Annotated in this window: 20 protein-coding genes, 1 other RNA gene and 2 other annotated features (1 of these 23 cut by a window edge); of the genes, 4 read left to right on the top strand and 17 right to left on the bottom strand. The window is 37.1% G+C overall.

What is annotated here, in order from left to right; genetic code table 11:
* Positions 1–144 (bottom strand) — a binding site (T-box leader) (it extends 73 nt beyond the left edge of the window).
* A 37-nt stretch (positions 145–181) separates the two neighbouring features.
* The 5 genes from Q0371_RS08780 to Q0371_RS08760 are packed head-to-tail and all read right to left on the bottom strand — an operon-like array spanning position 182 to position 6,028.
* The gene (locus Q0371_RS08780) at positions 182–2,626 is read right to left on the bottom strand and encodes an ATP-dependent RecD-like DNA helicase (RefSeq protein ID WP_298470378.1); all 2,445 of its coding nucleotides are present in this window, start codon (positions 2,624–2,626) and stop codon (positions 182–184) included.
* Positions 2,627–2,646: 20 nt separating this feature from the next.
* On the bottom strand, positions 2,647–3,306 hold the full coding sequence (locus Q0371_RS08775; protein WP_298470376.1) for a tetratricopeptide repeat protein: 660 nt from the start codon (positions 3,304–3,306) through the stop codon (positions 2,647–2,649).
* Between the two features lie 14 nt (positions 3,307–3,320).
* On the bottom strand, positions 3,321–4,436 hold the full coding sequence (mnmA, locus tag Q0371_RS08770) for a tRNA 2-thiouridine(34) synthase MnmA (protein ID WP_298470374.1): 1,116 nt from the start codon (positions 4,434–4,436) through the stop codon (positions 3,321–3,323).
* A gap of 18 nt (positions 4,437–4,454) precedes the next feature.
* Positions 4,455–5,588 (bottom strand): cysteine desulfurase family protein, encoded by a 1,134-nt coding sequence (locus Q0371_RS08765; protein WP_298470372.1) that lies wholly within the window; start codon positions 5,586–5,588, stop codon positions 4,455–4,457.
* Between the two features lie 17 nt (positions 5,589–5,605).
* A complete protein-coding gene (locus Q0371_RS08760; protein WP_169358018.1) occupies positions 5,606–6,028 on the bottom strand; it encodes an Rrf2 family transcriptional regulator in 423 nt (140 codons plus the stop codon).
* Between the two features lie 378 nt (positions 6,029–6,406).
* Between Q0371_RS08760 and Q0371_RS08755 the strand changes: the two genes are divergently transcribed.
* Positions 6,407–7,693, top strand: coding sequence for a replication-associated recombination protein A (locus Q0371_RS08755; protein WP_298470369.1), 1,287 nt, complete (start codon positions 6,407–6,409; stop codon positions 7,691–7,693).
* A 77-nt stretch (positions 7,694–7,770) separates the two neighbouring features.
* On the opposite strand, the gene Q0371_RS08750 is transcribed toward Q0371_RS08755, so the two are convergent.
* The 3 genes from Q0371_RS08750 to ssrS form a co-directional block, all read right to left on the bottom strand.
* Positions 7,771–7,965, bottom strand: coding sequence for a hypothetical protein (locus tag Q0371_RS08750; protein ID WP_298470367.1), 195 nt, complete (start codon positions 7,963–7,965; stop codon positions 7,771–7,773).
* A 69-nt stretch (positions 7,966–8,034) separates the two neighbouring features.
* Positions 8,035–8,796, bottom strand: coding sequence for a tRNA threonylcarbamoyladenosine dehydratase (locus tag Q0371_RS08745; protein WP_298470366.1), 762 nt, complete (start codon positions 8,794–8,796; stop codon positions 8,035–8,037).
* Positions 8,797–9,202: 406 nt separating this feature from the next.
* Positions 9,203–9,389, bottom strand: a non-coding RNA gene (gene ssrS, locus Q0371_RS08740) — 6S RNA.
* A gap of 234 nt (positions 9,390–9,623) precedes the next feature.
* On the opposite strand from ssrS, the gene Q0371_RS08735 reads away from it, so the two are divergent.
* Positions 9,624–10,253, top strand: a complete 630-nt coding sequence (locus Q0371_RS08735; RefSeq protein WP_298470364.1) for a LysE family transporter — start codon at positions 9,624–9,626, stop codon at positions 10,251–10,253.
* A 129-nt stretch (positions 10,254–10,382) separates the two neighbouring features.
* A complete protein-coding gene (locus Q0371_RS08730) occupies positions 10,383–11,591 on the top strand; it encodes an MFS transporter (RefSeq protein ID WP_298470434.1) in 1,209 nt (402 codons plus the stop codon).
* 165 nt (positions 11,592–11,756) lie between these two features.
* Here the strand turns inward: Q0371_RS08730 and Q0371_RS08725 are convergent, their stop codons facing one another.
* The 3 genes from Q0371_RS08725 to hisS all read right to left on the bottom strand — a co-directional run bounded on the left by Q0371_RS08725 (position 11,757) and on the right by hisS (position 15,635).
* Positions 11,757–12,032 (bottom strand): YqhV family protein, encoded by a 276-nt coding sequence (locus tag Q0371_RS08725; RefSeq protein ID WP_298470362.1) that lies wholly within the window; start codon positions 12,030–12,032, stop codon positions 11,757–11,759.
* Between the two features lie 553 nt (positions 12,033–12,585).
* Positions 12,586–14,358: an aspartate--tRNA ligase gene (gene aspS / locus Q0371_RS08720; RefSeq protein ID WP_298470432.1), complete on the bottom strand. Its 1,773-nt coding sequence runs from the start codon at positions 14,356–14,358 to the stop codon at positions 12,586–12,588.
* Entirely contained in the window at positions 14,358–15,635 is a 1,278-nt protein-coding gene (gene hisS, locus Q0371_RS08715; protein WP_298470360.1) for a histidine--tRNA ligase, read from the bottom strand. Before hisS ends, aspS begins: the two co-directional genes overlap by 1 nt.
* Before the next feature lie 54 nt (positions 15,636–15,689).
* Positions 15,690–15,923: a binding site (T-box leader), on the bottom strand.
* A gap of 113 nt (positions 15,924–16,036) precedes the next feature.
* Between hisS and Q0371_RS08710 the strand changes: the two genes are divergently transcribed.
* Positions 16,037–17,596, top strand: a complete 1,560-nt coding sequence (locus Q0371_RS08710) for an N-acetylmuramoyl-L-alanine amidase (RefSeq protein WP_298470358.1) — start codon at positions 16,037–16,039, stop codon at positions 17,594–17,596.
* 100 nt (positions 17,597–17,696) lie between these two features.
* Here Q0371_RS08710 and dtd read toward each other — a convergent pair whose 3' ends face one another.
* The 6 genes from dtd to Q0371_RS08680 all read right to left on the bottom strand — a co-directional run bounded on the left by dtd (position 17,697) and on the right by Q0371_RS08680 (position 26,235).
* Positions 17,697–18,134, bottom strand: coding sequence for a D-aminoacyl-tRNA deacylase (dtd, locus tag Q0371_RS08705; protein WP_298470356.1), 438 nt, complete (start codon positions 18,132–18,134; stop codon positions 17,697–17,699).
* A 42-nt stretch (positions 18,135–18,176) separates the two neighbouring features.
* Positions 18,177–20,369 (bottom strand): bifunctional (p)ppGpp synthetase/guanosine-3',5'-bis(diphosphate) 3'-pyrophosphohydrolase, encoded by a 2,193-nt coding sequence (locus Q0371_RS08700; protein WP_169358008.1) that lies wholly within the window; start codon positions 20,367–20,369, stop codon positions 18,177–18,179.
* A 150-nt stretch (positions 20,370–20,519) separates the two neighbouring features.
* A complete protein-coding gene (locus tag Q0371_RS08695) occupies positions 20,520–21,032 on the bottom strand; it encodes an adenine phosphoribosyltransferase (protein ID WP_169358007.1) in 513 nt (170 codons plus the stop codon).
* Entirely contained in the window at positions 21,023–23,377 is a 2,355-nt protein-coding gene (gene recJ, locus Q0371_RS08690; protein ID WP_298470353.1) for a single-stranded-DNA-specific exonuclease RecJ, read from the bottom strand. The genes Q0371_RS08695 and recJ overlap by 10 nt, the downstream gene beginning before the upstream one ends.
* Positions 23,378–23,492: 115 nt before the next feature.
* On the bottom strand, positions 23,493–25,763 hold the full coding sequence (secDF, locus tag Q0371_RS08685; RefSeq protein ID WP_298470351.1) for a protein translocase subunit SecDF: 2,271 nt from the start codon (positions 25,761–25,763) through the stop codon (positions 23,493–23,495).
* Positions 25,764–25,920: 157 nt separating this feature from the next.
* Entirely contained in the window at positions 25,921–26,235 is a 315-nt protein-coding gene (locus Q0371_RS08680) for a post-transcriptional regulator (RefSeq protein ID WP_169358004.1), read from the bottom strand.
* Positions 26,236–26,243: the final 8 nt, after the last annotated feature.

Genomic DNA, 26,243 nt, shown 5'->3' with positions numbered 1-26,243 from the left:
AAGAATCCTTAACGCAGATTTACGGCAGGTATTAGCTGCACTCAGGAGTAGCTTTCCTAATTGTTATACGCTGGGGATTCTTTCAGCCAAAGGAATCCTTCTCTCTTCAGGTAACAACAGTACTTTCTCCGTCATCATGTTTTATATGCAATTTTGATTATAATTAACAATTTGTACTATGTCAATCGGTATCTAAGAACTCATATGGGGTAATACCCTTCATACCTATAAGAGGATCGATTAAATGATAATTATCTGCTGACAAATATGTTGAGTCCACTTCATCCGCCTCAACAGACAACGTCACTTCAGTACTACTTTTTTCTGTAGATACAGATGATGTAGATTTTGTCTCTATTTCTTCTTTTACTTCATCTGCTAAACGTTCTTTTAATGTAGTTAAACGCTGCAAGTCATCTGTTCGTTCAACGCCAAATTTAAATACCTCTGGATCTCCACAAAGAATTAAGAAATTTTTAGCACGAGTAATTCCAGTGTAGAGCAAGTTACGTCTAAGCATTTTCATATAGCTTCTCGTAACAGGCATAATGACTGTTTGGAACTCACTACCCTGTGATTTATGAACGGAGCAACAATACGCTAGAGTAATTTGATTTAAGTCATTCTTTTCATACGTAACTTCATTGCCATCAAAAGAGACAACAAGCATCTCTTTCTTCTCAACCGTTTCATTGGCTCTAAAAATAGCAACAACTTCCCCCATGTCACCATTAAAAACGTTACTTTCCGGTTGATTTACTAGTTGAAGTACTTTATCGCCTATTCGATAAATTGTATCTCCAAAGGTCATTTCCTTACGTGTTCCATCGGTATTCGGATTGACCATCTCTTGAATCATTTTATTTAACGCATCTATTCCAGCAGGCCCTCTATACATAGGAGCTAGCACTTGTATCTCTCGAATGGATTGACCTTTAGACAATGCCGCCTTTAACACTTGTTCTACTACTTTAGGGATTTGTTCAGTCGTTGCCTTGATAAAGGATCGATCTTTTGTTTTAGCGGTAAGTGTAGCAGGTACACTTCCTTGTTTCATTTCATGTGCTAATTCTATAATGGAGGATCCCTCTGATTGTCGATAAATATCAACCAGTTCTACTGTTGGAATTCTTTTAGATGCCAGTAAGTCCTTTAATACCTGACCTGGACCAACAGGCGGGAGCTGGTCTTGGTCACCAACAAAAATAACCTGAGCATCCTTAGGGATAGCTTTTAAAAGCTGATGACCTAGCCAAGTATCTAGCATAGAGGTCTCATCAATAATAACTAGTCTTCCTTCAATTTCTTTACCTTCTGTATCGGTGTCCTCTTGTCCATTAAAGCCAAGTAATCTATGAATGGTCATTGCAGGCAGCTCTGTAGATTCACTTAATCGCTTAGCTGCTCTACCGGTAGGTGCAGCCAGAACAATTGGAAAGGGCTTTTGCTCCTTCGCCCATTCCTTTGGATCTAAGGTCAGCCCGTGCAGTTCAGAGTAAAGTTCTACAATTCCTCGTACAACGGTTGTTTTTCCCGTCCCAGGTCCTCCCGTTAATAAGGTAATATTCGAATTAAGAGCTGTTTCAATAGCCTTGATTTGTGTATTGGCATATTTAACGCCAAGACGCTTTTCTAAAGGACCTAAATGCTTCTTAATTTCTTTTAAAGGAAATTGGTGAATATCTTTATCCATTAGTAAAGTTTCTACCTTGGAGCTGATTCCTACCTCTGAAAAGTATAGAGATGGGATATAAAATTTATTTACCTCACCAACAATCCTACTTTCCTCAGCTAGCTCTATACAACATTGTGTTATTGACTCGTAAGAGATTTCTTCTCTTTGTGCATTTTCAAGCATTCTTTTAACGTCTTCTAAAAGCTGCTCAGCATATTGAAAGACATGACCCTCACTAAGTGAAGAAGTTTGAAGTAAATGGTATATCGCTGCTTTTATACGATCCGGATGATTTCCTTTTATCCCGAGCTTATAACCTAACTCGTCGGCACGTACAAAACCAACCCCCTCTACATCTTCTATTAAACGATATGGGTTTTCTGTTAACTTAGCAATTGTTTCTTCTCTATATGCCTGATAGATTTTCATGGCAACTTGGGGACCAAAACCCCACTCGTTTAACTGAATCATCACTTTTTCTAATCCTAAATTTTGTTCTAATGTGGCTCTAATAGTTTGTTTTTTATCTTCTCCTAGCTTTGGGATAATGTCTAATGATGCTGGGTCATCCAAAATTCGATTAATAGCATTTTCTCCGAGTTTCTTAACAATCAGCTCGGCAGTCTTCCTACCTATACCAGGAAACATATCACTAGATAGATAATGAACAATCCCTGTCTCTGTTGCTGGGACCTCCTTTTGGAACGTTTCGACTTGAAACTGTATCCCATACTTTGGGTGATTTTTAATAACACCTGTAAATTTATACGCTTCTTCTAAAACTAACTGGGGGAAATAACCTGTAACAATTATTTCTTTATCTGTGTATGTAGTATTAGTGGATTTTATCTTTAGTTTAATAATGGAGAATAGATTTTGTGGATTATGAAAGATAGAGACGATTGGTCGACCTGATATAAATTGTTTTTCGTTATTTATTTCATTTGTCATTTCAATCGTCTCCTAACTTCCTAATTGCGTAGTGAAATCATATCGTATACATATCTAGCTTGATCATAGTTTGGTTGTATTGTAAAAGCTGCTTTTAAATGTTTAAGAGCGCTTTCTGTGTCAGATGTAGACACTGCATATAAAACTCCCATGTTGTAATGGGCATCCGCGTTTTCTGGGTCTAGCTCTAATATTTTCTTAAAAATTGGTTCTGCCACCTCGAACATTTCAAGGCTTGCCAGAGCGATACCATACGTTAATTTAATCTGAATATCTTGTGTCTCGTCTAATTCGTAAGCTCTTTGAAGATATGGAAGTGCAAGCTTCGTTTGATCAATCTTCTGAAAGCTTTTTCCTAGCATGAAATAAGCATCTGGACCTTCAATACCATTTGTAATTGCTTTTTCATAAAGCTTTGCTGCTTCTTCAAAGCGCTCTGTATTATAATACAAATTAGCTAGGCTATAAAAGGCTGTTGCAGCTTTTTCGTCTAATGTGATTGCCTTTTGAAAAAAGCGTTCTGCACGTTCATTTTCATTCATAGAAGCTAGTAGGTTTCCAAAGTTGATAAAACCGATTGATTCTTCTGGGTTTTCTTCAATTGCTTTGTTAAACCATTCTGCTGCTTTTTCATAATTTTCTTCTTGTATTGCTTGTATCCCTAGTTCATTGTAATTCAAATCCAATACCTCCATTAACCAACGTAATCCAATTTAAGTCCATCTTTAAAAACCTCGTCTATCGTCGCTCCACCAAGACACTCATCTCCTTGATAGAAAACAACTGCTTGTCCTGGAGTGATAGCGCGAACTGGCTGATCAAATACTACACGAACACGATTTTCAGACAGTAGCTCTACGTGAACTCCAACATCTTCCTGACGATAGCGGAATTTCGCTGTACACGTAAAGGAAGATGGTTTGTCTAGCGTAGTTGTAAATGATAAATCAGTAGCTGTAAGACTCGTAGAGAACAAGGCGTCATTATTAATATTCTGACCGACTAATAAAACATTTCTTGCTAGGTCTTTTCCGATAACAAACCAAGGGTCTCCAGCTCCACCAATACCTAAACCATGGCGTTGACCAATTGTGTAATACATTAAGCCATCATGTTTACCCATTACTTGACCGTCCATTGTTTCCATAGTACCTTGCTTAGCTGGTAAGTACTGACTTAAAAATTCTTTAAAGTTTCTTTCACCTATAAAGCAAATACCAGTAGAGTCTTTCTTAGTTGCAGTTGCTAGACCTTGTTCTAATGCTATCTCACGGACTTTTTTCTTCTCTAAATGACCGATTGGAAACATAACCTTTTCTAATTGCTCTTGGTTAAGCTGATTTAAGAAATAGGTTTGGTCTTTGTTGTTGTCCTTGCCACGCAGCATTCTCGTTTGGCCTTCTTTAACTTCTACTTGTGCATAATGTCCTGTTGCAAGATAATCAGCTCCAAGTGCCAATGCATACTCTAAAAATGCTTTAAATTTAATTTCCTTGTTACACATTACATCAGGGTTTGGCGTTCTGCCCGCCTTGTATTCTTCTAAAAAGTAAGAAAATACTTTATCCCAATACTGTTTTTCAAAGTTAACGGCATAATAAGGGATACCAATTTGATTACAAACCTTTATAACATCTTCGTAATCCTCTGTTGCTGTACATACACCGTTTTCGTCGGTGTCATCCCAGTTTTTCATAAATATACCGATTACATCGTAACCTTGCTCTTTTAGCAGATAAGCAGCTACGGAGGAATCAACTCCTCCAGACATACCTACTACTACTCTTGTATCTTCTTTTTTCTTCATCATTTAACTCACTCTTTTCAGTTATCCAAGAATAATTTTACTTATTTTATTGGCCGCTTCTATTGCTTCTTCTTTTGTATTGTTTAATCCAAAACTGAATCGCACTGAATTTCTCAGTTCAGGTGTTTTTTCACCATACATCGCTACTAGGACGTGCGAAGGGTCAATGGAGCCAGCGGTACAAGCAGAACCGCTTGACGCATCAATCCCAGCTAAATCTAACTGTACGAGAAAAGTCTCCACATCTGTTTTGGGGATACTTACATTTACTACATGAGGTAGTAAATTTTCTAGTGAGCCATTTATTTTAAACTCTACTCCATTTGTTTGTAATTGCTCAACAAATGTATCTCTTAACGTTCGATAATGCTCGTTGCTTTTTTCAATGTTTTGCTGCTTAATTTCCACTGCTTTTGCAAAGGCAACAATTGCCGGAACATTTTCTGTACCTGCACGTTTTTTGCGCTCCTGTTGACCACCATACAATAATGGTTTAAGGTAAATATCCTTATTTTGATATAGAAAACCAATCCCTTTTGGTCCGTTAATTTTATGGCTGGAGACACTCAGCAAATCGATATAGGTCTCTTTTACATCAATTGAAACACTTCCGTATGCTTGTACTGCATCTGTGTGGAAATATGCTTGATGATCCTTTAATAGGTTGCCAATTTCTTTTATAGGTTGAATCGTTCCTACCTCGTTATTGGCAAACATAATGGAAACTAAAATAGTATCTTGTCTTAAAGCGTTTTTCAAGTCATCTATACTGATTAAGCCTGTTTCATCAACCGGTAAGTATGTTATTTCAAAGCCTTCTTTTTCAAGCTGCTGACATGCATGCAAGATTGCATGATGCTCAATCTGTGTCGTAATAATATGTTTACCTATAGCTTTACGGGCATAGGCAGTACCAAATAATGCGTAGTTGTCTGCTTCTGTCCCACCACTTGTTATAGTTATTTCAATTTCTTGTGCTCCAATTGATTGAGCTAATATTCTACGAGCATCATCTAATTTTTTTCGAGCAATTCTTCCTGTTTGATGGATACTTGATGCATTGCCATAAACATTATTCATCTCTTCTACTAAAGTATGAACAACTTGCTCTGCCATAGGTGTTGTTGCAGCATGATCTAAATATATTCTATTCATAATGAACTCTTAACTCCTTATATATAAAACATGTACCCTTCCAAATCAGGGTTTTCTTCAGTGTATTTGGACAAATCTTCAATCGTTGTCGTATCAAGCACATTTTTAACTGCATCACGAATTCTTAACCAAAGCTCGCGCTGTGGCGCTGCTTCCTCATCTATACCTTCTACAATTTGAATTGGACCCTCTAATACACGAATAACGTCGCCAGCAGTTATCTCATTTGGTGCTTTAGACAGCATATAACCGCCATATGCTCCTCTAACACTTTTTACTAAGCCAGCATTACGTAAGGGTGATACAATTTGTTCTAAGTAAGCTTCAGATAAGGAGTGCTCCGTAGCAATTTGTCGTAAAGCATGTGGACCTTCTCCATACTGTTTTCCTAAAGCTACCATGATAGTAAGTCCATACCGACCCTTTGTTGAAAATTTCAACGTTTTCACCTCATTTTAATTTAACAAATTACTTATTTAATCATTCTTAAGTATAATTTTTGCGTTTAATGTTAGATTCATCAGGGTATAAAAAATTCTTTCCCTAGTATAGCATAACTCATAGTGCTAACGACTTCAAAATGACTTTTAGTCCCATCTTATATATAATAAAGGAACAAATGTACGTTTTAAAGTACTAAAGATCCTTTGTTTCTTAAATGGCTGAGTTAAAATAATAAAAACTAGGGGAAGCCAAATAGAATCTAAAGTCAAAATAACTTTTCTCTTACAATAGTTGGTTTTATCACCGCTTAGGCTTAGCCTGAACCACAAATAGAAATAATCTAGATAAATACATAGAAAAAGGAGAGATCCATTTTGCAAAATGAACCACTAGCCTATCGAATGAGACCTCAAACAATAGATGAAATTGCAGGCCAGCAACATGTAATTGGGAAGAATACAGCATTATATAAAATGATTATCAATGGGCATGTTCCATCCATGCTACTGTACGGAGATCCAGGTGTAGGCAAAACCTCTTTGGCTTTTGCCATAGCTGGAACAACCAAGCTCCCTTTTGTAGCCTTAAATGCAACTAAGGCTGGGAAGAAAGACGTGGAGGATGTTGTGGCCGACGCAAGAATCAGTGGAAAGATTATATTATTTTTAGACGAAATTCATCGATTCAACAAACTACAGCAAGATACTCTTTTGCCACATGTTGAAAATGGTTCTATCATTCTGATCGGTGCAACAACGGAAAATCCTTTCCATGATGTCAATCCAGCGATCCGCTCCCGTTGTGGAGAGATTAAACAGTTGAATCGGCTTACTACGGAGGATGTAGACGTTCTTCTAAAAAGAGCTTTAGAGGATAGCGTTAAAGGTCTCGGTAAAACCCCTATTAAAATAACAGAAGAACAACGATTAAAGATTGCAGATGCCTCGAATGGTGATGCTCGTAAGGCTTTGACTCTATTAGAATCAACTATTTTTGCAAGCTTTGAAGAAGATGGTATTACCGTAGTAGAGGATTCTACGCTGGATAGCCTTATTGATCGCGTAGGTGTATTTGGAGATAAAAAGGGCTCTCACTTTTATAACTTATTATCAGCCCTTCAAAAATCAGTGAGAGGTAGTGATACGGACGCAGCTTTATATTATCTTGCGCACCTTTTAGAAAATGGGGATTTGGTAGCTGTCAGTAGAAGACTTTTGGTAATGAGCTATGAGGATATTGGACTTGCCAATCCTGCAGTAGGACCACAAGTATTAGCAGCAATTCAATCAGCAGAGAGACTAGGGCTTCCAGAAGCGCGTATTCCCCTCGCTAATGCAGTAGTTTTAATGTGCTTATCCGAGAAATCCAACTCTGCATATGTAGCACTAGATAAGGCGATTAGCAGTATCCATGCAGGTAAAACTGGGGATATTCCAAGTCACTTAAAGGATACTCATTACGCTGGTGCGAAGGAACTTGGGCATGGGGGCTATGTATATCCTCATGATCATAAAATAGGAACGTTCGGCGGTTGGGTGAAACAAACCTATCTTCCAGATAATTTAGTAGGTACAAGATTTTATGAGCCGATAGATGCTGGAGAAGAAAAGCGATTGGCAGCCATTTATAATCGGTTGGAGAACTTTAAGAAGGAAAAATAAAGTCAAAAGAATACGAGTCATAAAAATTTAAAACGCTACCGAAAAACATCGGTAGCGTTTTGCTTTACTTATAAGGATTATACACCCATTTTTCTGCGTGTATTGCTTACCTTTTTAGTTTGTTGACTTTTCATTTTTTGGTTAGCTGCTGGACCAGTTCCTTTTAAGTTACTGCCGCCTGCTTGGTTTTTCTTTTCTTCTAGCTTTTGTTTCACAGCTTCTTGAAGAGTCATTTTTTTCTTTGGCTCTTCCTGATTTTTTGTTTCAGTCATTTTAGATTCCACCTCGTTTGAAATGTGATTAGTTTTAGTATAAGTGATGTAAAAAAAACTGCAACCTATTTACTGCACTCTATTAATTGTAATATTTTTTGTAATGTCATTTATTACCCAACTAGCACAAATTAAGCCAACGACAGAGGGCACAAATGCATTAGAGGATGGTGGCATCTTAGCTTTACGGATAGCAGCATCTGGCTTTCCAACTGTTTCTACTACGTCTTCTCTTACTACAATGGGACTTTCATCTGAAAATACAACTGGAATTCCTTTAGTGATCCGATCTTCCTTACGTAACTTTGTACGGATTACTTTAGCAAGTGGATCGGTATGTGTCTTAGAAATATCAACAATTTTAAATCTAGTTGGATCTGTTTTGTTGGCAGCTCCCATACTAGAAATTATTTTAATGCCACGCTTTAAACATTCTTTCATCAAATGAATTTTATATATTATTGTATCCGATGCATCTATAACATAATCAATTTTCATATCAAAAAACTGTTCATACGTTTCTTCGGTATAGAACATATGCATATCAATTACTTCACAATCTGGATTAATGTCTGCGATTCTTTCTTTCATTACCTCAGACTTTGATCGTCCTACAGTAGACATGTAAGCTACTAATTGACGATTAATATTTGTTATATCCACATTGTCCTTATCTACTAAAATAATTCTACCCACACCACTTCGAGCGCATGCTTCCGCGGCAAATGACCCAACGCCTCCTACACCCAAAATAGCTACTGTTGTATTCTTTAACAGCTCTACTCCTTCTCTTCCTATCGCAAGTTCATTTCTAGAAAATTGATGTAACATAAAAAACACTCCATTTATATAAGATTAGTTGGTTTTATCTTTTCACTACTCAAATATTATCACATTAGCTCCAGTCGGGTACTATTCTATTAATATTTTACCCTCGAAAATTTATTATAAACGATGGAGTGTACTATGGTACACAGATAAAGTATTTACTAAATTCACTAATTTTATAGCGTTAGGAAATGCTAAATTGGATTAGAATAACTCTAATTTACAGTTTATTTTTAGGCTATGTTAAAGGGTAGGGTTGATTTATGATGCAAAGCTTATTTTTATAAGAATAAAGACATCTAGATGCTTTAAATTATGAAAATATAAACGAGTATTGTAAGAGCAAATGTATTTATTATTCATTCCACTAAAAAAGTCCCCTGCAAATACAGGGGACTTTTTTAAATAGACGAATCCCAATCGTGCCGACTAATAGTGCTTATCGTTTTGAACCCGCACAGAGCAGGTGGGTGTCCTCTTCACTGTCTTTGAAGTCCCTAACTAGAGGGCATGTCATTAACAATAAAAGTCAGACTCCCGACGATATAATTGTTCGGTCAAAACTGATTGGCGTTTCGCGAACACATCAGGATTCGTATTACTTGTATAATAGCATATCCCTTTTAAAACTTCAATGAAAATACCATGATATTATTTGACTATTCAGAAACATGAAGGATAGTAGATATATCATATATAATAGCTTTCTTCCATTTCCTTCCCTTCTCTCACACTTTCAAACGTCGATAAAAATACTCTATAAAACTAGTCCTAGATATCCTTTTCTATGAATAATATACATAGACAAGACATTAAACGGAGGGCTCTATTTGAATTCACTAACCACTTATTTTATATTAGGTATATCTTTGGCTGCACCAATCGGCCCTGTAAAGGCGACCTTACTGAACACTGGCATAAAAAACGGTTTTTTTCATGCTTGGTTTTTTGGTTTAGGAGCAATAGCAACTGATATTCTCTACATGTTAATGGTGTACTTTGGTGTCGGACAGTTTATTGACAATCCAATGATGAAAACGTTTCTTTGGTCTTTTGGATTTTTTGTCCTCATGTACACAGGGATTGAAAACTTGTTAACGGTAAATAATATTTCTATGGATGCGAAATATCGCAAGGTCGTACGGTTAAGACATTCCTTTCTATCTGGGTTACTTATGGCTCTATTGAATCCTTTAACTATTTTATTTTGGCTTGGTATTTATGGTTCCATACTTGTTGGAGGAGCAAGCGGCTCTTTATCAGGGATTGAGGTTATTTTGTATAGTATTACAATATTATTAGGAATTACACTTGTCGATCTGACGATGGCTACTATTTCTAGTGGTTCTAGAAAATTATTATCTACGCCTCTTTTAAAAACTGTGTCCATCATCTCTTCTATTTCCATGATAGGTTTTGGTATTTACTTCGGAATTCAGGCTTACTATTCTATATTTTAATTTTTAACGAGAAATCATTTCTTATAAACATATGCATAAAAAAATCCCTTCAGGAGAACATACCTTTATTCTATAAAAATTGAGGTGTGTAGGTTGGGGAAGAAAGATGAAAATCTTAACGTAAGCAAGATGACTATTATTAGTATAGCTTCGATTCCATTAGTGATGACACTTGGGAACTCCATGCTTATTCCCGTGCTTCCAATTCTAGAGAAAAAGGTAGATATTAGTTCTTTTCAATCAAGTATGATTATAACTAGCTACTCAATTGCTGCCATCATCCTTATTCCAGTCGCTGGCTATTTATCTGATCGATTTGGGAGAAAGAAAATTATATTGCCTTGCTTACTTTTAGCATTGATCGGTGGTCTTATAGCTGGAATGGCTTCCTGGAAAATGGACAGTCCTTACATGATGATCATTATTGGTAGGGTTTTGCAAGGTATGGGTGCTGCCGGTGCTATGCCGATTGTCTTGCCTCTAGTAGGTGATTTGTTTAAAGATGATCCAGAGAAGACAAGCTCCACCTTAGGTTTGATTGAGACATCAAATACTTTTGGTAAAGTATTAAGCCCTATCTTAGGTTCAGCTATTGCTGCTGTACTATGGTTCTTCCCATTTTTCTCTATCTCTATTTTTAGCGCCATCGCCTTCATACTCATATTATTTTTCGTTAAAGTTCCTAAAGGAGATAACGAAGAACCAGATAAACTTAAGGAATTCTTAAAGAAGGTCAAGGAAACATTTAAAGCTGAAGGTAAGTGGTTAACCTCGGTATTTTTAAATGGAATATATGCGATGTTCGTTCTTTTCGGGGTTCTATTTTATCTATCTGAAATATTGGAGAAGATTCATGATATTAAAGGAGTAAAAAAAGGGTTTGTATTAGCCATTCCTTTATTATTCTTATGTATTGCATCTTTTATTACGGGCAGAAAAATAAAGGGACAATTGAAAACAATTAAACGTCTAATGATTATTACACTCATCGCGGCCTCAGCAAGCGTTGTATTTATAGGCTTTGTAAAAGACAGCATCTTTTTATTGATCGCTGTTTCCAGCATTCTTGGAATCGCAATTGGTGCCATCCTTCCTGTGTTAGATGCAATTATTACTGAAAACATAAAAAAAGAAGAACGAGGAACCATCTCTTCTTTTTACAGCTCTGCTCGTTTTTTAGGAGTAGCAGCAGGACCACCAATCCTATCATTAGTCATGAAAAACTATATCAATCCTTTTTATATAGGCTGTGGTGTTCTTGGAATTATACTCACGTTTCTTGCATTTAAACTGGTTAAAGTTAGTGAAATCGAAAAAAAGGATAAAAAGCCCGCTTAAAATATTGTTAAATATAAAAATAAAACCGATAATGACTTCAAGTTATCGGTTTTATTGTGTGCCACACCTCTGTTTAATAAATCCTCAAAAAAATTAGCACCAACTTCCATTCTCACTATTGAGAAGGAACTTGTGCTAGTTTTTTTAGCTTATAATTTGATAAACTCATTTTGAATTTACACTAAACAGTATTAATAAAATACCTGCGAATAGGCATACGATTCGAGTCATAGATATTTTATCCGCTAATCCCATTAAACCTATACCTGTCGTAACAATCAGAATGCAAGGCCCTACTAGTGCAAGCATTGAATTAATATAGAATGCTTTTTCTAAGTCGTTAAACTTTAGCATAAACATGGCTGCAGTAATTTCAATGCTACCAGATGCAAGTCTTAATAAAATTATAAAGAGTAATGCCTTTTCAATAACTCCATTCATCCTTCCAATTATGTATAATCTCTTAAAAGTATATGTGACCTCTTCTTAAATTATTTTAGTTAGTTTTGTTATCTTCCAATTATTATTGAGTTTTAGCATTTGGTATACGTGTTTTAAGTATTACTCCTTCTACTCTTAATATACCTTCACTTTTTAGGTGTCAATTTCTCCTCTTTATATTGCACTTCTCTCCCACTTACGTGCGCCTCGCTATGATTTAGGTGTCACTTCCACTACTTTTAGGTGCGATTCCACTTTTTAGGTGTCACTTTCTCCTCTTTATATTGCACTTCTCTCCCACTTATGTGCGCCTCACTATGATTTAGGTGTCAATTCCACTAATTTTAGGTGCGAATCCACTCTTTAGGTGTCACTTTCTCTTCTTTATGTTGCACTTCTCTCCCACTTATGTGCGCCTCACTATGATTTAGGTGTCACTTCCACTAATTTTAGGTGCGAATCCTGCTAATTTAAGAGTAACTTCTCTCTTTGTGACTCACAAATAAAAAACCACCTTTAAGCATAAATTTCATACTTAAAAGGTGGTAACTATTTATTGTTCTTTTTTATTTAAGCTTAACTGTAGTTCATCAAGTTGAGCTTCTGCTACTGGGCTTGGTGCTTGTGTCAGTAAGCAGCTAGCACTTGCTGTCTTAGGAAAAGCAATTGTATCACGAAGATTTGTTCTTCCTGATAGAAGCATAACTAAACGGTCTAATCCGAATGCTACTCCACCGTGAGGAGGTGTACCATATTCAAATGCCTCCATTAAGAATCCAAACTGAGCTTTTGCCTCTTCGTCAGAGAATCCAAGAATTTCAAACATTTTTTCCTGTACTTCTCTTGAGTAAATACGAAGAGAACCGCCACCTAGCTCATAGCCATTTAAAACAAGGTCATACGCTTGTGCTTTTACTTGGCTTGGGTCAGTTTCCATCAACGGAAGGTCTTCGTCAGCAGGACGTGTAAATGGATGGTGGGCTGCATAATAACGTCCTTCTTTTTCATCGTACTCGAATAATGGCCAGTTCACGACCCAAAGGAAAGCATAACGACTTTCATCAATTAGCTTTAAATCTTTACCAAGCTTCAAGCGTAACGCTCCAAGAGCATCTGCAACTACTGATTTCTTGTCGGCTACAAATAGTAATAAATCTCCTGCTGCAGCATCTAGAGTTTGGATAAGCGTACTTGCTGCTTCACCTTCAAAGAATTTTGCAATAGGACCTTTAATGCCTTCCTCGTCAACTTTAAGCCATGCAAGACCTTTCGCTCCATAACGAGACGCATATTCTCCAAGGGCATCAATATCTTTACGTGAATAGTTATCTGCTGCTCCTTTGACGTTAATAGCTTTTACCTGGCCGCCGGCTTCTACTGCAGATGCAAATACTTTAAAGGAGCTATCCTTCACTTGCTCTGAAAGATCTATTAGCTCTAAACCAAAACGAACATCTGGTTTATCTGATCCGAATCTTGCCATTGCTTCGTCATAATCCATTCGTGGGAATGGAATGCTAACATCTACCCCTTTAACATCCTTCATGATTTTTTGCATCATGCGCTCATTCATCTCAAGAATGTCATCCATCGATAGGAAGCTCATTTCCATATCAATTTGTGTAAATTCTGGTTGACGGTCAGCACGTAAATCTTCGTCACGGAAACAGCGAGCAATTTGATAGTACTTTTCAAATCCTCCAACCATCAGCAACTGCTTGAATAATTGTGGAGACTGAGGTAAAGCATAAAACTCTCCTCCATGTACACGACTTGGTACTAGGTAATCTCGAGCTCCCTCTGGCGTAGACTTTGTTAAGATCGGTGTCTCTACTTCAAGGAATCCTTCATCGTCTAAGAAGCGTCTAACTGTTTTTGTAATATCTGAACGCATTTTAAATGTGTCATACATTACTGGTCTTCTTAAATCTAAATAACGATATTTTAAACGAACATCTTCCCCTGCATCTGTTTGATTTTCAATTGAAAAAGGAGGATTTTTTGCCTCGTTGATAATGGAAATTTCATTTGCTTGAACCTCAATTGCACCAGAAGGGATGTTGCGGTTTATTTGATTTTCTGCACGTGCAACGACATTCCCTTTAATTTCGATGATAAATTCGTTTCTTAACGTATTTGCCACCTGAAGAGCAGTTTCTGAAATTTCTGGATTAAATACAACTTGCACAATACCAGTACGGTCTCTCACATCAACGAAAATTAGTCCGCCCAAATCTCTTCGTTTTTGAACCCAACCGATTAGTTGAACCGATTCACCTATATGTTGTTCGTTTAGTTGTCCACTTGTATGCGTTCTGTTCATGATTATTTTGCCTCCGTTAATTTTTTAACTTCATCTATTAAGGATGTAAATGGTACTAGCTGTTGATTCCCAGTAGTTAAATCTTTTAACATAACACTTTGTTTTTCGAGTTCATCTTCACCGATTACAATCACTGCTTTTGCTTTTAATCGGTCCGCTGATTTCATCTGAGCCTTTACTTTACGGTCTAAATAGTCCATATCAGCAGAAATTTTGTTTTGACGCAGCTCAAAGGTAAGCTCCGTCACTTTTTTCTTAGCTTCCTCACCCATAGCCACTAGGTAAACATCTAGTGAAGTATGGTCTGGAAACGCAATTTTTTCTGCCTCCATCGCAAGTAGAAGCCTTTCAATGCTCATCGCATAACCAATCCCCGGAGAATCTGGCCCACCTAGCTCCGCTACTAAGCCGTTATATCTTCCTCCACCAGCTAGCGTAGTGATCGCACCAAATCCCTCAGCAGTACTCATAATTTCAAATGCAGTGTGATTATAATAGTCTAGTCCTCGTACTAAATTAGGATCTACCTCAAACTCTATATTTAACGTGGTTAAGTATTCTTTTACTTTTTCAAAATATGCTGCAGATTCTTCATTTAAAAAATCTGTTAAAGATGGTGCTGTTGCCATCAAAGGATTGTTACGATCTACCTTACAGTCTAAAATTCGCAGTGGATTTTTTTGCAATCTATTTTGGCAATCAGAGCAAAATTCCTCGATGTGTGGTTCAAAGTGGTTCACTAAAGCTTCTCGGTGAGCGATTCGACTTTCTGTATCCCCCAATGAGTTAATCACTAGTTTCAAGCTTTTTAAACCAGCTTTTTTATAGATCGACATAGCTAAAGATATTACTTCAGCATCGATCGCTGGGTCAGCACTACCGATTGCCTCCATACCAAATTGAACGAATTGACGATACCTACCAGCTTGTTGACGCTCATAGCGGAACATAGGTCCCATGTAATATAGCTTTACTGGCTGATCAGGATATCCAAACATCTTATGTTCTACAAATGATCGTACAACTGATGCTGTTCCTTCAGGTCTTAACGTAAGTGATCGATTTCCTCTATCCTGAAACGTGTACATTTCTTTTTGGACGATATCAGTTGTATCTCCTACTCCTCTAGTAAAGAGTTCAGTATGCTCAAAGACAGGCGTTCTAATCTCTTTGTAGTGAAACATACGACACTCGTCTCTTATTAAATCTTCTACTATCTGCCACTTTGCTGTTTCAGATGGCAAGATATCTTGTGTTCCTCTTGGTAATTTAATATCCATTATGTTGGACTCCCTTCAAATACAAATAAAAAAAGCCCTCATCCCTTGCATATAGCAAGGGACGAGAGCTTTTAAGCTTCCGCGGTTCCACCCTAGTTGGTTAATATAATTAACCCTCTCAACGCTGGATAACGGCCAGATCCGTTTTTGCCTACTAAAGAATACTCTTTCGACAAAAAACCTCTCGAATGTTGTTCACTGTAGGGGTCTGTAGGAAAGATTGCAGCCACGTCTTTCCCTCTCTTGTCATTCCTTATAAACAGTTACTTTTTCGGTCAATGGTTTATTATAATTTTTAATTATACTTTATCATAATAACGTAAATGAAATAAGTCAACCTTTTTAAATAAATGGTAGTAATTTTTTGTTAGACTATTTACAATAAAGAGAGAGGTGATCCAATGAATAACAAAATAGTCCACAAATTGGTAACATTATTACTAGTATTTTCGCTCTTCATACCTTTTGTTAATATTCAGGTTCAAGCTCAAGAACAAGAGGCTGTAGTAAGTGTATCATCTTTAAAGGTGCGTAGTGGTCCGGGATTAACATATGACACAATAGGTTCAGTACATAAAAATGATAAACTCTCAGTAGTTGGAAAAGAAAATGATTGGTTAAAAGTTAAATACAAAAATACTACTGGTTGGGTTGCTAGCTGGTATGCAACTATTGAAACGGAAGGATTAGACAATAAGCAAATTGTCTCCAAAGTAAATAATTTAAACGTTCGTACAGCACCTTCAGTTTCTTCTGCCGTTATCGGTAAATTAAATGAAGGAGAAAAGTACGTTGCACATCAATCAGAAGATGAATGGGTTGAAATTGATTACAATGGACAAAAGGGTTGGGTAAATAATACATATGTGACTATAGTGGAGCATACGGCAACAAAAGCCCCATCACCGACATCATCGATAAAAGAAAAAAAGTTTGTTATTTCTGTGGATGCTTTAAATGTACGTGCTAAACCTGACTTATCCTCAAAAAAAATAGGTCAAGTTAACAAAGGAGACCAATTTAACGTACTTGCTACAGACCACCAATGGGTTCAAGTAGAACTTGAATCAGGAAAAAAGGGATGGCTTTATAGCTTTTATGGTAGCTTTACAAATGCAGTAGGATCTAGTTCAAAGACCACTTCATCAGAGTCCATTACTGTGCTATATAGTGGAACAAATATCCGAGCTGAGAGTAATACTAACAGCGAAGTAGTGAAAAGAGCTGCGGCCGGTGAATCATTTAAAGTCATTGAGACAATTAATGACTGGTTTAAAATCGATTTAGGAAATGGAAAAAATGGGTATATCGCTAACTGGGTAGTATCCTCCTCAGAAGAAACAAATACTCCGGAAACTTCAAAAGAAACAGAGAAAGAGCAAAAGAAAGAAAAAGTAACAAGAAAAAAAGGGACATTAAAAGGTGCAACAATTGTAATTGATGCAGGGCATGGTGGAAATGATCGTGGGACAACCGGTGCTTTAGGGACCGATGAAAAAGATATAACGCTTAAAACAGCTGAATTGCTCTCCTCTAAACTGCAAGCTGCAGGTGCTAATGTTAGGATGACCAGACAATCGGATGAATATGTAGACTTACGTAAAAGAGTTTCTATAGCGCATCAAGTAAATGCCGATGCTTTCATAAGTCTCCATTACGATGCCATTAATAATAGTTCCGTACGAGGCTATACTACGTACTACATGAACAGCCATCAAAAAGAGCTTGCTAACTATGTTCATAAAGGACTCGGTGACATGATTTCCTTAAAAAATCGTGGTGTTCAACCAGGTAACTATTTAGTACTTCGAGAAAATAAGCAGCCTGCTATTCTTATAGAATTAGGATATTTGAGCAATCCAACAGAAGAACAGCATGTTACTACACGAGCATTTAGGGAACAAGCAACTCATGGAATATATAACGGTATTATCGACTACTTTGATAGTCAATTGAAATAATTAAAAAGCTAATTCCTTATAACATTCATGAATTAAACAAAAAAAGTCCTGAAAATTTTACTGTACGTAAAATTTTCAGGACTTTTAATATAAAGTAAGACTAAGCCTCAAGCACGATAGTCACAGGGCCATCATTAGTGAATGTTACATCCATCATGGCTCCAAAAACCCCTGTTTCCACTTGGATTTCCTTTGCCTGTAACTTGCTATTGAACAGCTCCCAAAGTGGCTTAGCTTGTTCTGGTCTAGCGGCCTCTATAAAACTAGGACGTCTTCCTCTTTTTGTATCTGCATACAGTGTAAATTGAGAGACAGAAAGAATGGAACCATTCATTTCTTGAATGGAATGGTTCATCTTACCATCTTCATCCTCAAATAACCGTAGTCCGGCTATTTTCTCTACTAAATAATCGACTTCTTTTTCAGTATCTGTAGTTGTAATTCCTACTAATAACATATATCCATGATCTATCTGACCAGTAATTTCGCCGTCTACTGTTACTTTTGCGTTTTTACATCTTTGTAGAACAACTTTCATCTAAAATTACTCCCTTTAACTCAATTCAGTTGCTGGTTTGCATCAGTTAATAATACGCTGAACAGAATAGACATCTGATAGCTGTTTAATTCGATCCACAACTTTGTGTAGATGTGCAATATTAGAAATTAAAATAGACAGATGAATGGACGCTATATCATTATCTGATTTGCCACTAACTGCAACTATATTGGTTTTAGATTCGTTTACTACTTGAAGTACTTCGTTTAGCAAGCCTGTCCGATCAAAAGCAGACACTTCGATATCTACCTGATATTCCTTTTTCGAAGGACTATCTGATTGCTCCCATTCTACCTCAATAATACGTGAATGAGCATCATCATTTTGAACGTTTGGACAATCCGCTCTATGAACAGAAACTCCTCTACCTTTCGTGATAAATCCTACAATCGCATCCCCTGGTACTGGACTACAGCAGCGGGAAAGTCGAATAAGTAGATTATCGATACCTTTTACTACAACGCCAGATTCTGTTGTTTTCTTAATCGTAGGCGTTTGCATTTCAGTATTAATCTTTTCAAGTGCCTCTTCTTGGTCACGGATTTTGCGCATTTTTTCCGCTAAACGGTTTACTACCTGTTGTGCTGTTATTCCACTAAAGCCGACAGCTGCATATAAGTCTTCTTCCCCGGCAAAAGCGTATTTTTCGCAAACCCTTTTAATGTTCTCAGAAGTAAGAACTTCCTTTATATCAAACTCTTGAGCTTTTATTTCTTTTTCAACAGCTTCTTTACCTTTTATAACATTTTCTTCTCTGAGCTGTTTTTTAAAGAATTGCTTAATTTTATTTTTGGCCTGTGATGATTGAGCAATTTTTATCCAGTCCCTGCTCGGTCCAAACGATTGTTTAGACGTAAGAACTTCAATAATATCTCCTGTTTGCAGCTTGGTATCCAGCGGCACCATTTTTCCGTTCACTTTAGCGCCAATCGTTTTGTTACCGACCTCAGAGTGGACTCGATACGCAAAATCTATTGGAACAGAGCTGGCGGGAAGCTCAATTACATCACCTTTTGGAGTGAATACGTACACCATATCTGAAAATAAATCGAATTTGAGGGATTCCATAAATTCTTCAGCATTTGATGACTCTTGCTGAAATTCTAAGATTTCTCTAAACCAAGTAAGCTTGGAATCAACGTTTTGCTTACCTGCCTCTACCTTTTTGCCCTCTTTGTAAGCCCAATGCGCGGCAACCCCATATTCAGCTATATTGTGCATTTCCTCAGTGCGAATCTGAACCTCTAATGGCTCTCCGTTAGGTCCGATTACCGTAGTATGGAGGGATTGGTACATATTTTGCTTAGGCATAGCGATATAGTCTTTAAATCGTCCAGGCATTGGCTTCCAAAGTGTATGAATAACCCCTAAAACTGCGTAGCAATCCTTAATACTATTTACAATGATTCGCATTGCTAATAAGTCATAGATTTCATTGAACTGCTTGTTTTGAACGACCATTTTGCGATATATACTGTAAATATGCTTCGGTCTCCCAGATATATCTGCTCCTACTTCCATTTCATCCAGCTGATTTCTTATATCATCCATAACATCCGTTAAGTAAAGCTCTCGCTCTGTACGCTTCTTCTTCATAAAATTAACAATTCGATAATATTGCTGCGGATTTAAATAACGTAATGCCGTATCCTCTAGCTCCCATTTCACTGCTGAAATTCCTAGTCTGTGGGCAAGAGGTGCAAAAATCTCTAACGTTTCGTTAGATATACGTCGTTGTTTTTCCTCAGGTAAATGCTTTAATGTACGCATATTATGTAAACGGTCAGCAAGCTTAATCAAGATAATTCGGATATCCTGTGCCATAGCTATAAACATCTTCCGATGATTTTCAGCCTGCTGTTCTTCTTTAGACATATATTTAATTTTACCTAATTTCGTTACCCCTTCTACTAGCAGGGCAACCTCTTCGTTAAATTCACGAACAATATCTTCTCGTGTATATTCAGTGTCCTCTACAACATCATGTAGAAAACCAGCGGCAACAGTCTCGGGATCCATTTGAAGATCAGCAAGAATTCCTGCTACTTGTATGGGATGTAGAATATATGGCTCCCCCGAATTACGGAATTGTTCTCTATGAGCATGCTCTGCCAATTCGTATGCTTTCTTAACGAAGTCAACATGTTCTTTATTCATATAAGTGGAAACTGTTTCAAAAACATCTTCTGCTGTCTTCACCTGATCTTTTGCCATGTTAACTCACCTGATTTCGTTATTTTTCAAAAATAGTATATAAGCTATATTTTATAAAAAAAAAGAGGGACTTGTAAAGTCCACCCTTATCTTGTATAGTCAATTACTTTCTTATTATGCACAATTTGTGTCCATAAAGAAAGAAGAATATTAGTATTGCATTAACGTACGGATGTTATAGTCCTTAAGCTTGTCACGTCCATCTAAATAAGTCAATTCGATTAAGAATGCACAACCTACTACTACACCACCAAGTTCCTCTACTAATTTGATAGTAGCCTCTATTGTACCACCTGTAGCTAACAAGTCATCTACAATTAGTACACGTTGCCCTGGTTTAACAGCATCTTTATGCATTGTCAAAACATCTTTCCCGTATTCTAACCCGTACTCTGCACGGATCACTTCCCGAGGAAGCTTGCCTTCCTTACGAACTGGTGCGAAACCTATGCCTAAAGCATAAGCAACTGGACATCCAATGATAAATCCACGTGCTTCTGGTCCAACGATTATATCTACACCCACTTCTTTGGCATATTCCACAATTTGGTCAGTAGCATATTTATATGCTTCTCCATTATCCATAATTGTTGTAATATCCTTGAAACGAATACCTGGTTTAGGCCAGTCCTCTACTATTGTAACATATTTCTTTAAATCCATTTTTGCTCCTCCTCAGGAACGGTTTGTACTGCTTTTCGCTCTTCAAACCATTGTTTCAGCTCTTTATATGGTGCGTACAATAGCTTCTGCTCTAAATCAATTTGCTTTGTACGCTGTTGATAGATTGGTGCTTCCGATAAATCTCTTTTAGGTAGATTTTCATTCAACACCAATGTGCCACCCTCTATTCTAACAAAATCTAGCTCAAAAAACACCTTTGACATAAAATTAATTGTATTTTGGCTCCAGCCAGTGTGCTTGGATAGCTGTTGTATATGCTGTTTGAGAGCAAACGTTTTTCTTTTTGCAAGGAAAGAAAAGTACCATTTAAACTGTTCTCGCGTAGGTAAGCCCTCAAAGTAAGTCGACTCCGATGCAAAAAAGTGAGCATAGATTCTTTTCCAATCGTGGTATTGTAATAAGTTCATTAATTGCTCTTCATCTTCAGGCAAATCTAAGAGACATAAACAATTTGCTTTGACTTTTTCTTTTATCAAGCTATCCAATGACCATATATTTTCAGAAACAACTGATTCAAAATGGGAAATAGATTCCTTGTTAAAACACACAAAAACAGTCTGAGAAACGGGAATGGTTGGTAACCATCTATTCACTTGTCTCACACCACGTATATCAAACAACTGCCACTCATTTGTTCTAGCATCCTGAATCATAAGCTGGGGTTTCTTTCGACCATTCCACTCGTTAATTTGCAAGTCCCCTATAAAAGATAACTTTGTAGCTGGTGCTATCTCATCAGCTAGCTCTCCTTTTCCAAAACCTACCGCATCTAACAAGATTGCTCCCTGCATAAGCTCCATTTTAACATGATTTTGAGCAGATCCAATTTTTTTCACTGAGTTTACTTGTATATTCTCGATACAATACACTGGCTTAGCAAAACCCATTCCAAATGGAGATAGACGTTGAATGGACTGTATAGACTCGGTAGAAATTTCATCCATTTCTAATGGTACGTCTATCGATACTACAGGTATTAACTGTTCCTCTGTTAAGCATTCTCTTGCCTGCTCATTGAGCCTCTCTCTAAACTCATCTATATGTTCAAGCGGAAACGTCATACCTGCCGCCATCGGGTGACCACCAAAATGAGAAACAATATCACTATTCTTAGCTAGTTCATTGTACATATGGAAGCCTTCTATACTGCGCGCAGAGCCTTTAGCAATTTGCTTGTCCGGATCAAATCCAAGAACAATTGTTGGACGATAATATTTCTCTACTAATTTCGAAGCCACAATTCCTAAAACACCAGGGTTCCACCCTTCCTTACCAACTACGATGACACTAGGACCCTCGATAGTATGGTTTTGCTCTAGAATTTCCACCGCTTCTTCTGTGATTTGCTTAACAATGGCTTGTCTTTCCTTATTTTTATCATTTAGCATATTGGCAAGCGCAAGTGCTCGATTTGAATCCTCAGTTATGAATAACTCAACGCCAGGTGCTGCTTCACCAAGTCGACCTACAGCATTAATACGTGGTCCGAACATAAAACCTATCGTTTCTTCATTGATCGTGTTTATTTCTACACCACTGACATTTGCTAATGCTTCTATCGCTATGTTGGTAGTTTTTCTCATTTGCTTAATACCTTCTTGGACGAAGTATCGATTTTCTCCCTTAACCGATACAAGGTCAGCAATTGTACCAATAGCCACTAAATAAAACAAGTCTTTAGGTATTTCACCAAGTAATGCATGAGCAACTTTAAAAGCTACTCCTACGCCTGCTAAATGAGAAAAAGGATATCTTGTATCTTTTAAACCAGGGTGTATGATAACATCTGCCGCTGGAAGCACATCTCCTGGTTCATGGTGATCCGTAACAATGACATCCATCCCTAAGTCTTTTGCAAACTGAATCTGTTGAATCCCTGATATTCCATTGTCGACTGTAATGATAAGTTTGACACCTTCATCAAAAGCTTGTTGGAATAAACGCTCACTTGGTCCATAGCCGTCTATAAATCTGTTAGGAATCTTAAAAATAACATCGGCACCAAGGGCCTCCAATGTTTTCATCATGACAGTAGTACTTGTTATTCCGTCTGCATCGTAATCGCCGTAAATCATGATTTTTTCATCAGCATCTATTGCTTGATGTACTCTCTCTACTAATTTCTCCATTCCTTCAAAGAGAAATGGGTCATGTATATGTTCTTCCGTTATATATAAAAAGTTTTTAGCATCTTCTACACTATTAAACCCCCTAGAGACTAATACTTTCGCACAAACGCGAGGTATGGTTAGCTCTTTTTCGAACGTATTAACTAATTCGTCATTGGGCCTAGATATTCTCCATCTTTTTTGTGATTGTATCATTTTTCTTCACTTCCTTATTAGTTATTATAACGTATAAAACAAGAAAGGTTGTATATATTACTGCAAAGAAAAAAGAGGCGGAGTATAAAATACCCCGTCCCCTTATTTTGTTTCATTATACTACTGGCTCATCTGAACCCCATTTTTTCTCTTCTTTATCCACTTTAATACCGCCTGTTTTACGTAGCTCTCTAGCTTTCAGATCAAACCAGATTTGAGTTGCGATAAATAGAGATGAATATGTTCCTGCTAATAATCCAATTAACAGTGCAATAGAGAAGTTTCGTATACCTTCTGCACCAAACAATAATAATGCTACTACTACAAGTACCACAGTTAATACAGTATTAACTGAACGCCCTAAAGTTTGTCGAAGTGACTTATTAACTATAGAAGCAAGTTCTTCTTCGGTAGTAATAGTTTTACTACGATGGAGATTTTCCCTAATTCTATCAAACGTTACAATCGTATCATTTATCGAATAACCTACTATCGTTAATATAGCTGCGATAAAGGTAATATCTACTTCTAAACGTAAAATACTAAAAATGGCTACCATTAGGAAGACATCATGGATTAAGGATGCAATGGCAGCTACACCCATACGCCACTCAAACCGGAAGGCAACGTAAATTATAATCCCAATTGCTGCAAATAGCATCGCCTTCATTGCGTTGGCAGCAAGTTCCTTTCCTACCGTAGGTGAAACTGTACTTACTTGTGGCTCTGCTCCAAATTGTTCCTTAATATCTGCTTTTAAATTTTTAATCTCTTCTTGAGTAAATTCATCTTTATAACGGACTACTGCTCCTTCGCTATTGTCACCTGAAATGACAATATCTTCAGAAGACAATCCAATAGTATCCAATTTCTCGGTAACGACACTTTGAGTCAACGGTGTTGTGGAGTCTATTTGGACACGTGTACCAGAGGAGAAATCAATTCCTAGATTTAGCTTAAATACACTCAAGATGACAATTCCAGCTACTGTCAATATAATAGACGCTGTATAGTAAATTTTTCTATTGTGAACAAAGTCTACTCGATCAAACTTAGTTGTTAAATCTAACGTATCAATTTCCTCTTCTGGAGGGTGTATACGTTTTTTCGAAATACCAAACCAGCCTGGTTTATTGTCTAAGTATCCACTATGAACTAGCAATCCTAAAAGAATACGAGAAGCAAAAACTGCTGTTATAAATACAACCAAAATACTAATAATTAAAAGCGTAGCGAACCCTTTAACAGAGCTTGTACCAAAATAGAATAATACAACTGCTGCTAAAAGGGTGGTGACATTCGCATCAAAAATCGCCGAGAAGGACGATTTCGCTCCAGCTTCAAATGATTTTTTTACCGAATTACCAACTCTTAGCTCTTCTCTTATTCGTTCATAGGTTAAGATGTTGGCATCCACTGCCATACCTACTCCGAGAACAATGGCTGCAATACCTGGAAGAGTTAGAACTCCATTAATCCAATCGAATATTACTAAGATTAAGAAGATATACACGACTAACGAAATGACTGCTATAGCGCCCGGTAAGCGGTAATAGAAAATCATAAATAGGAAGATAGCTGCAACACCGATAATACTTGCAAGAATCGTGCTGTCTAATGCTTGCTCACCAAATTGTGCTCCAACTGACGTCGAGAAAATTTCTGTAAGTTTAACTGGTAAAGCCCCAGCGTTTAATATACCTGAAAGATCTTTTGTTTCCTCTACTGAAAAGGCACCCGATATTTCCACGCTTTCAGAGCTAATTCGCTGAGATACTCGCGGATCAGAAATGAATTTGTGTTCTTCCTTTAAAACCTCGGCAGCATAGGAATCTACGCCTTCTTCAAAATCTAACCAGATGACTAACACATTGTCTGGTGCAGGTCTAGCTGCTATTTGCTCCGTTATCTCTGCAAACTTATTCGCATCCTTTAGCTCTAATGTAACAATTGGCTGTCCTTGTTGGTTAAACGCAGGATTAGCGCCGCCCTCTTTAAGGTCCATACCATCTAGCATTATATTATCTTCTGAGTCCCTGAACGTTAGATTAGCTTGTGTAGAAAGTAGTTCCCTAGCTGACTCTTGGTCTTCAACTCCTGCGAGCTGAACCCTTATTCTATGGTCGTTCTCAATCTGAATACTTGGCTCACTTACACCAAGTACATCAATACGGCTAGTTAATGCTGACGCCGTATCTGCTACTATTTCATCTGTAATTTCTTGTCCATCCTGTAGTTCTTCAACTTGATACAGGACTTCAAAGCCACCTTGTAAATCTAGCCCTAATTTAATATTATTTAAAACTCCGCCAACTGTTGGGCTTATTGTCCCTGCAAAAATTACAAGAAGCAGTAAAAACGCAACTATGCGTCCTCTTGTTTTCATATGTACTTCCTCCTAAGAATAACCACAGACTTCCTTCGTCAGAAAGGCTATTGCTAAAACAATTATGAAATAGAATATTCCATCTATTTCAATTCCAAAAAAATGCAACACATTTATTATGAAACACGATGCCCCTTACTGTCAAATGACTGTTTGCTTATTTTTTCTCATTTTGAGGATTTAATAAGACTTGTAATTCCTCTTGGTTAATGTCTGCAAACCAATTGGATGTTCGAGAGTTTTGAATTTGCTCGTAGGTCATATACTCTGCTGGTGTAATAGAAAGAACGTCATTGACAATCTGATGAAGAGATAAGGAAAGAACGTCTAGCTTCCTCCATTTCTTTTCCACACAATACTTCCAAATATCTTGTTCTGTTACTGTTTCGTACTGATAAACTTTAAATTCACTCTTTTTGCTCTCTAAAGCTGGTAGCACGTGTAGAAAGATATGATTGTATGAGTTTTCCAAAATACTGC

It is taken from the genome of uncultured Psychrobacillus sp., assembly GCF_938022135.1.
Taxonomy (GTDB): domain Bacteria; phylum Bacillota; class Bacilli; order Bacillales_A; family Planococcaceae; genus Psychrobacillus.
This window is presented reverse-complemented; position numbering and strand designations above follow the sequence as displayed.

Excerpts from the sequence above, each read along its gene's own strand:
- Q0371_RS08730 (WP_298470434.1), top strand. The coding sequence starts at position 10,383 with ATGACTATTATTAGTATAGCTTCGATTCCATTAGTGATGACACTTGGG.
- Q0371_RS08765 (WP_298470372.1), bottom strand. The coding sequence starts at position 5,588 with ATGAATAGAATATATTTAGATCATGCTGCAACAACACCTATGGCAGAG.
- Q0371_RS08725 (WP_298470362.1), bottom strand. The coding sequence starts at position 12,032 with ATGAATGGAGTTATTGAAAAGGCATTACTCTTTATAATTTTATTAAGA.
- recJ (WP_298470353.1), bottom strand. The coding sequence starts at position 23,377 with ATGATACAATCACAAAAAAGATGGAGAATATCTAGGCCCAATGACGAA.
- secDF (WP_298470351.1), bottom strand. The coding sequence starts at position 25,763 with ATGAAAACAAGAGGACGCATAGTTGCGTTTTTACTGCTTCTTGTAATT.
- Q0371_RS08780 (WP_298470378.1), bottom strand. The coding sequence starts at position 2,626 with ATGACAAATGAAATAAATAACGAAAAACAATTTATATCAGGTCGACCA.
- Q0371_RS08710 (WP_298470358.1), top strand. The coding sequence starts at position 16,037 with ATGAATAACAAAATAGTCCACAAATTGGTAACATTATTACTAGTATTT.
- Q0371_RS08700 (WP_169358008.1), bottom strand. The coding sequence starts at position 20,369 with ATGGCAAAAGATCAGGTGAAGACAGCAGAAGATGTTTTTGAAACAGTT.
- hisS (WP_298470360.1), bottom strand. The coding sequence starts at position 15,635 with ATGGATATTAAATTACCAAGAGGAACACAAGATATCTTGCCATCTGAA.
- mnmA (WP_298470374.1), bottom strand. The coding sequence starts at position 4,436 with ATGATGAAGAAAAAAGAAGATACAAGAGTAGTAGTAGGTATGTCTGGA.
- Q0371_RS08695 (WP_169358007.1), bottom strand. The coding sequence starts at position 21,032 with ATGGATTTAAAGAAATATGTTACAATAGTAGAGGACTGGCCTAAACCA.
- Q0371_RS08750 (WP_298470367.1), bottom strand. The coding sequence starts at position 7,965 with ATGACTGAAACAAAAAATCAGGAAGAGCCAAAGAAAAAAATGACTCTT.
- Q0371_RS08745 (WP_298470366.1), bottom strand. The coding sequence starts at position 8,796 with ATGTTACATCAATTTTCTAGAAATGAACTTGCGATAGGAAGAGAAGGA.
- dtd (WP_298470356.1), bottom strand. The coding sequence starts at position 18,134 with ATGAAAGTTGTTCTACAAAGATGTAAAAACGCAAAAGTAACAGTAGAC.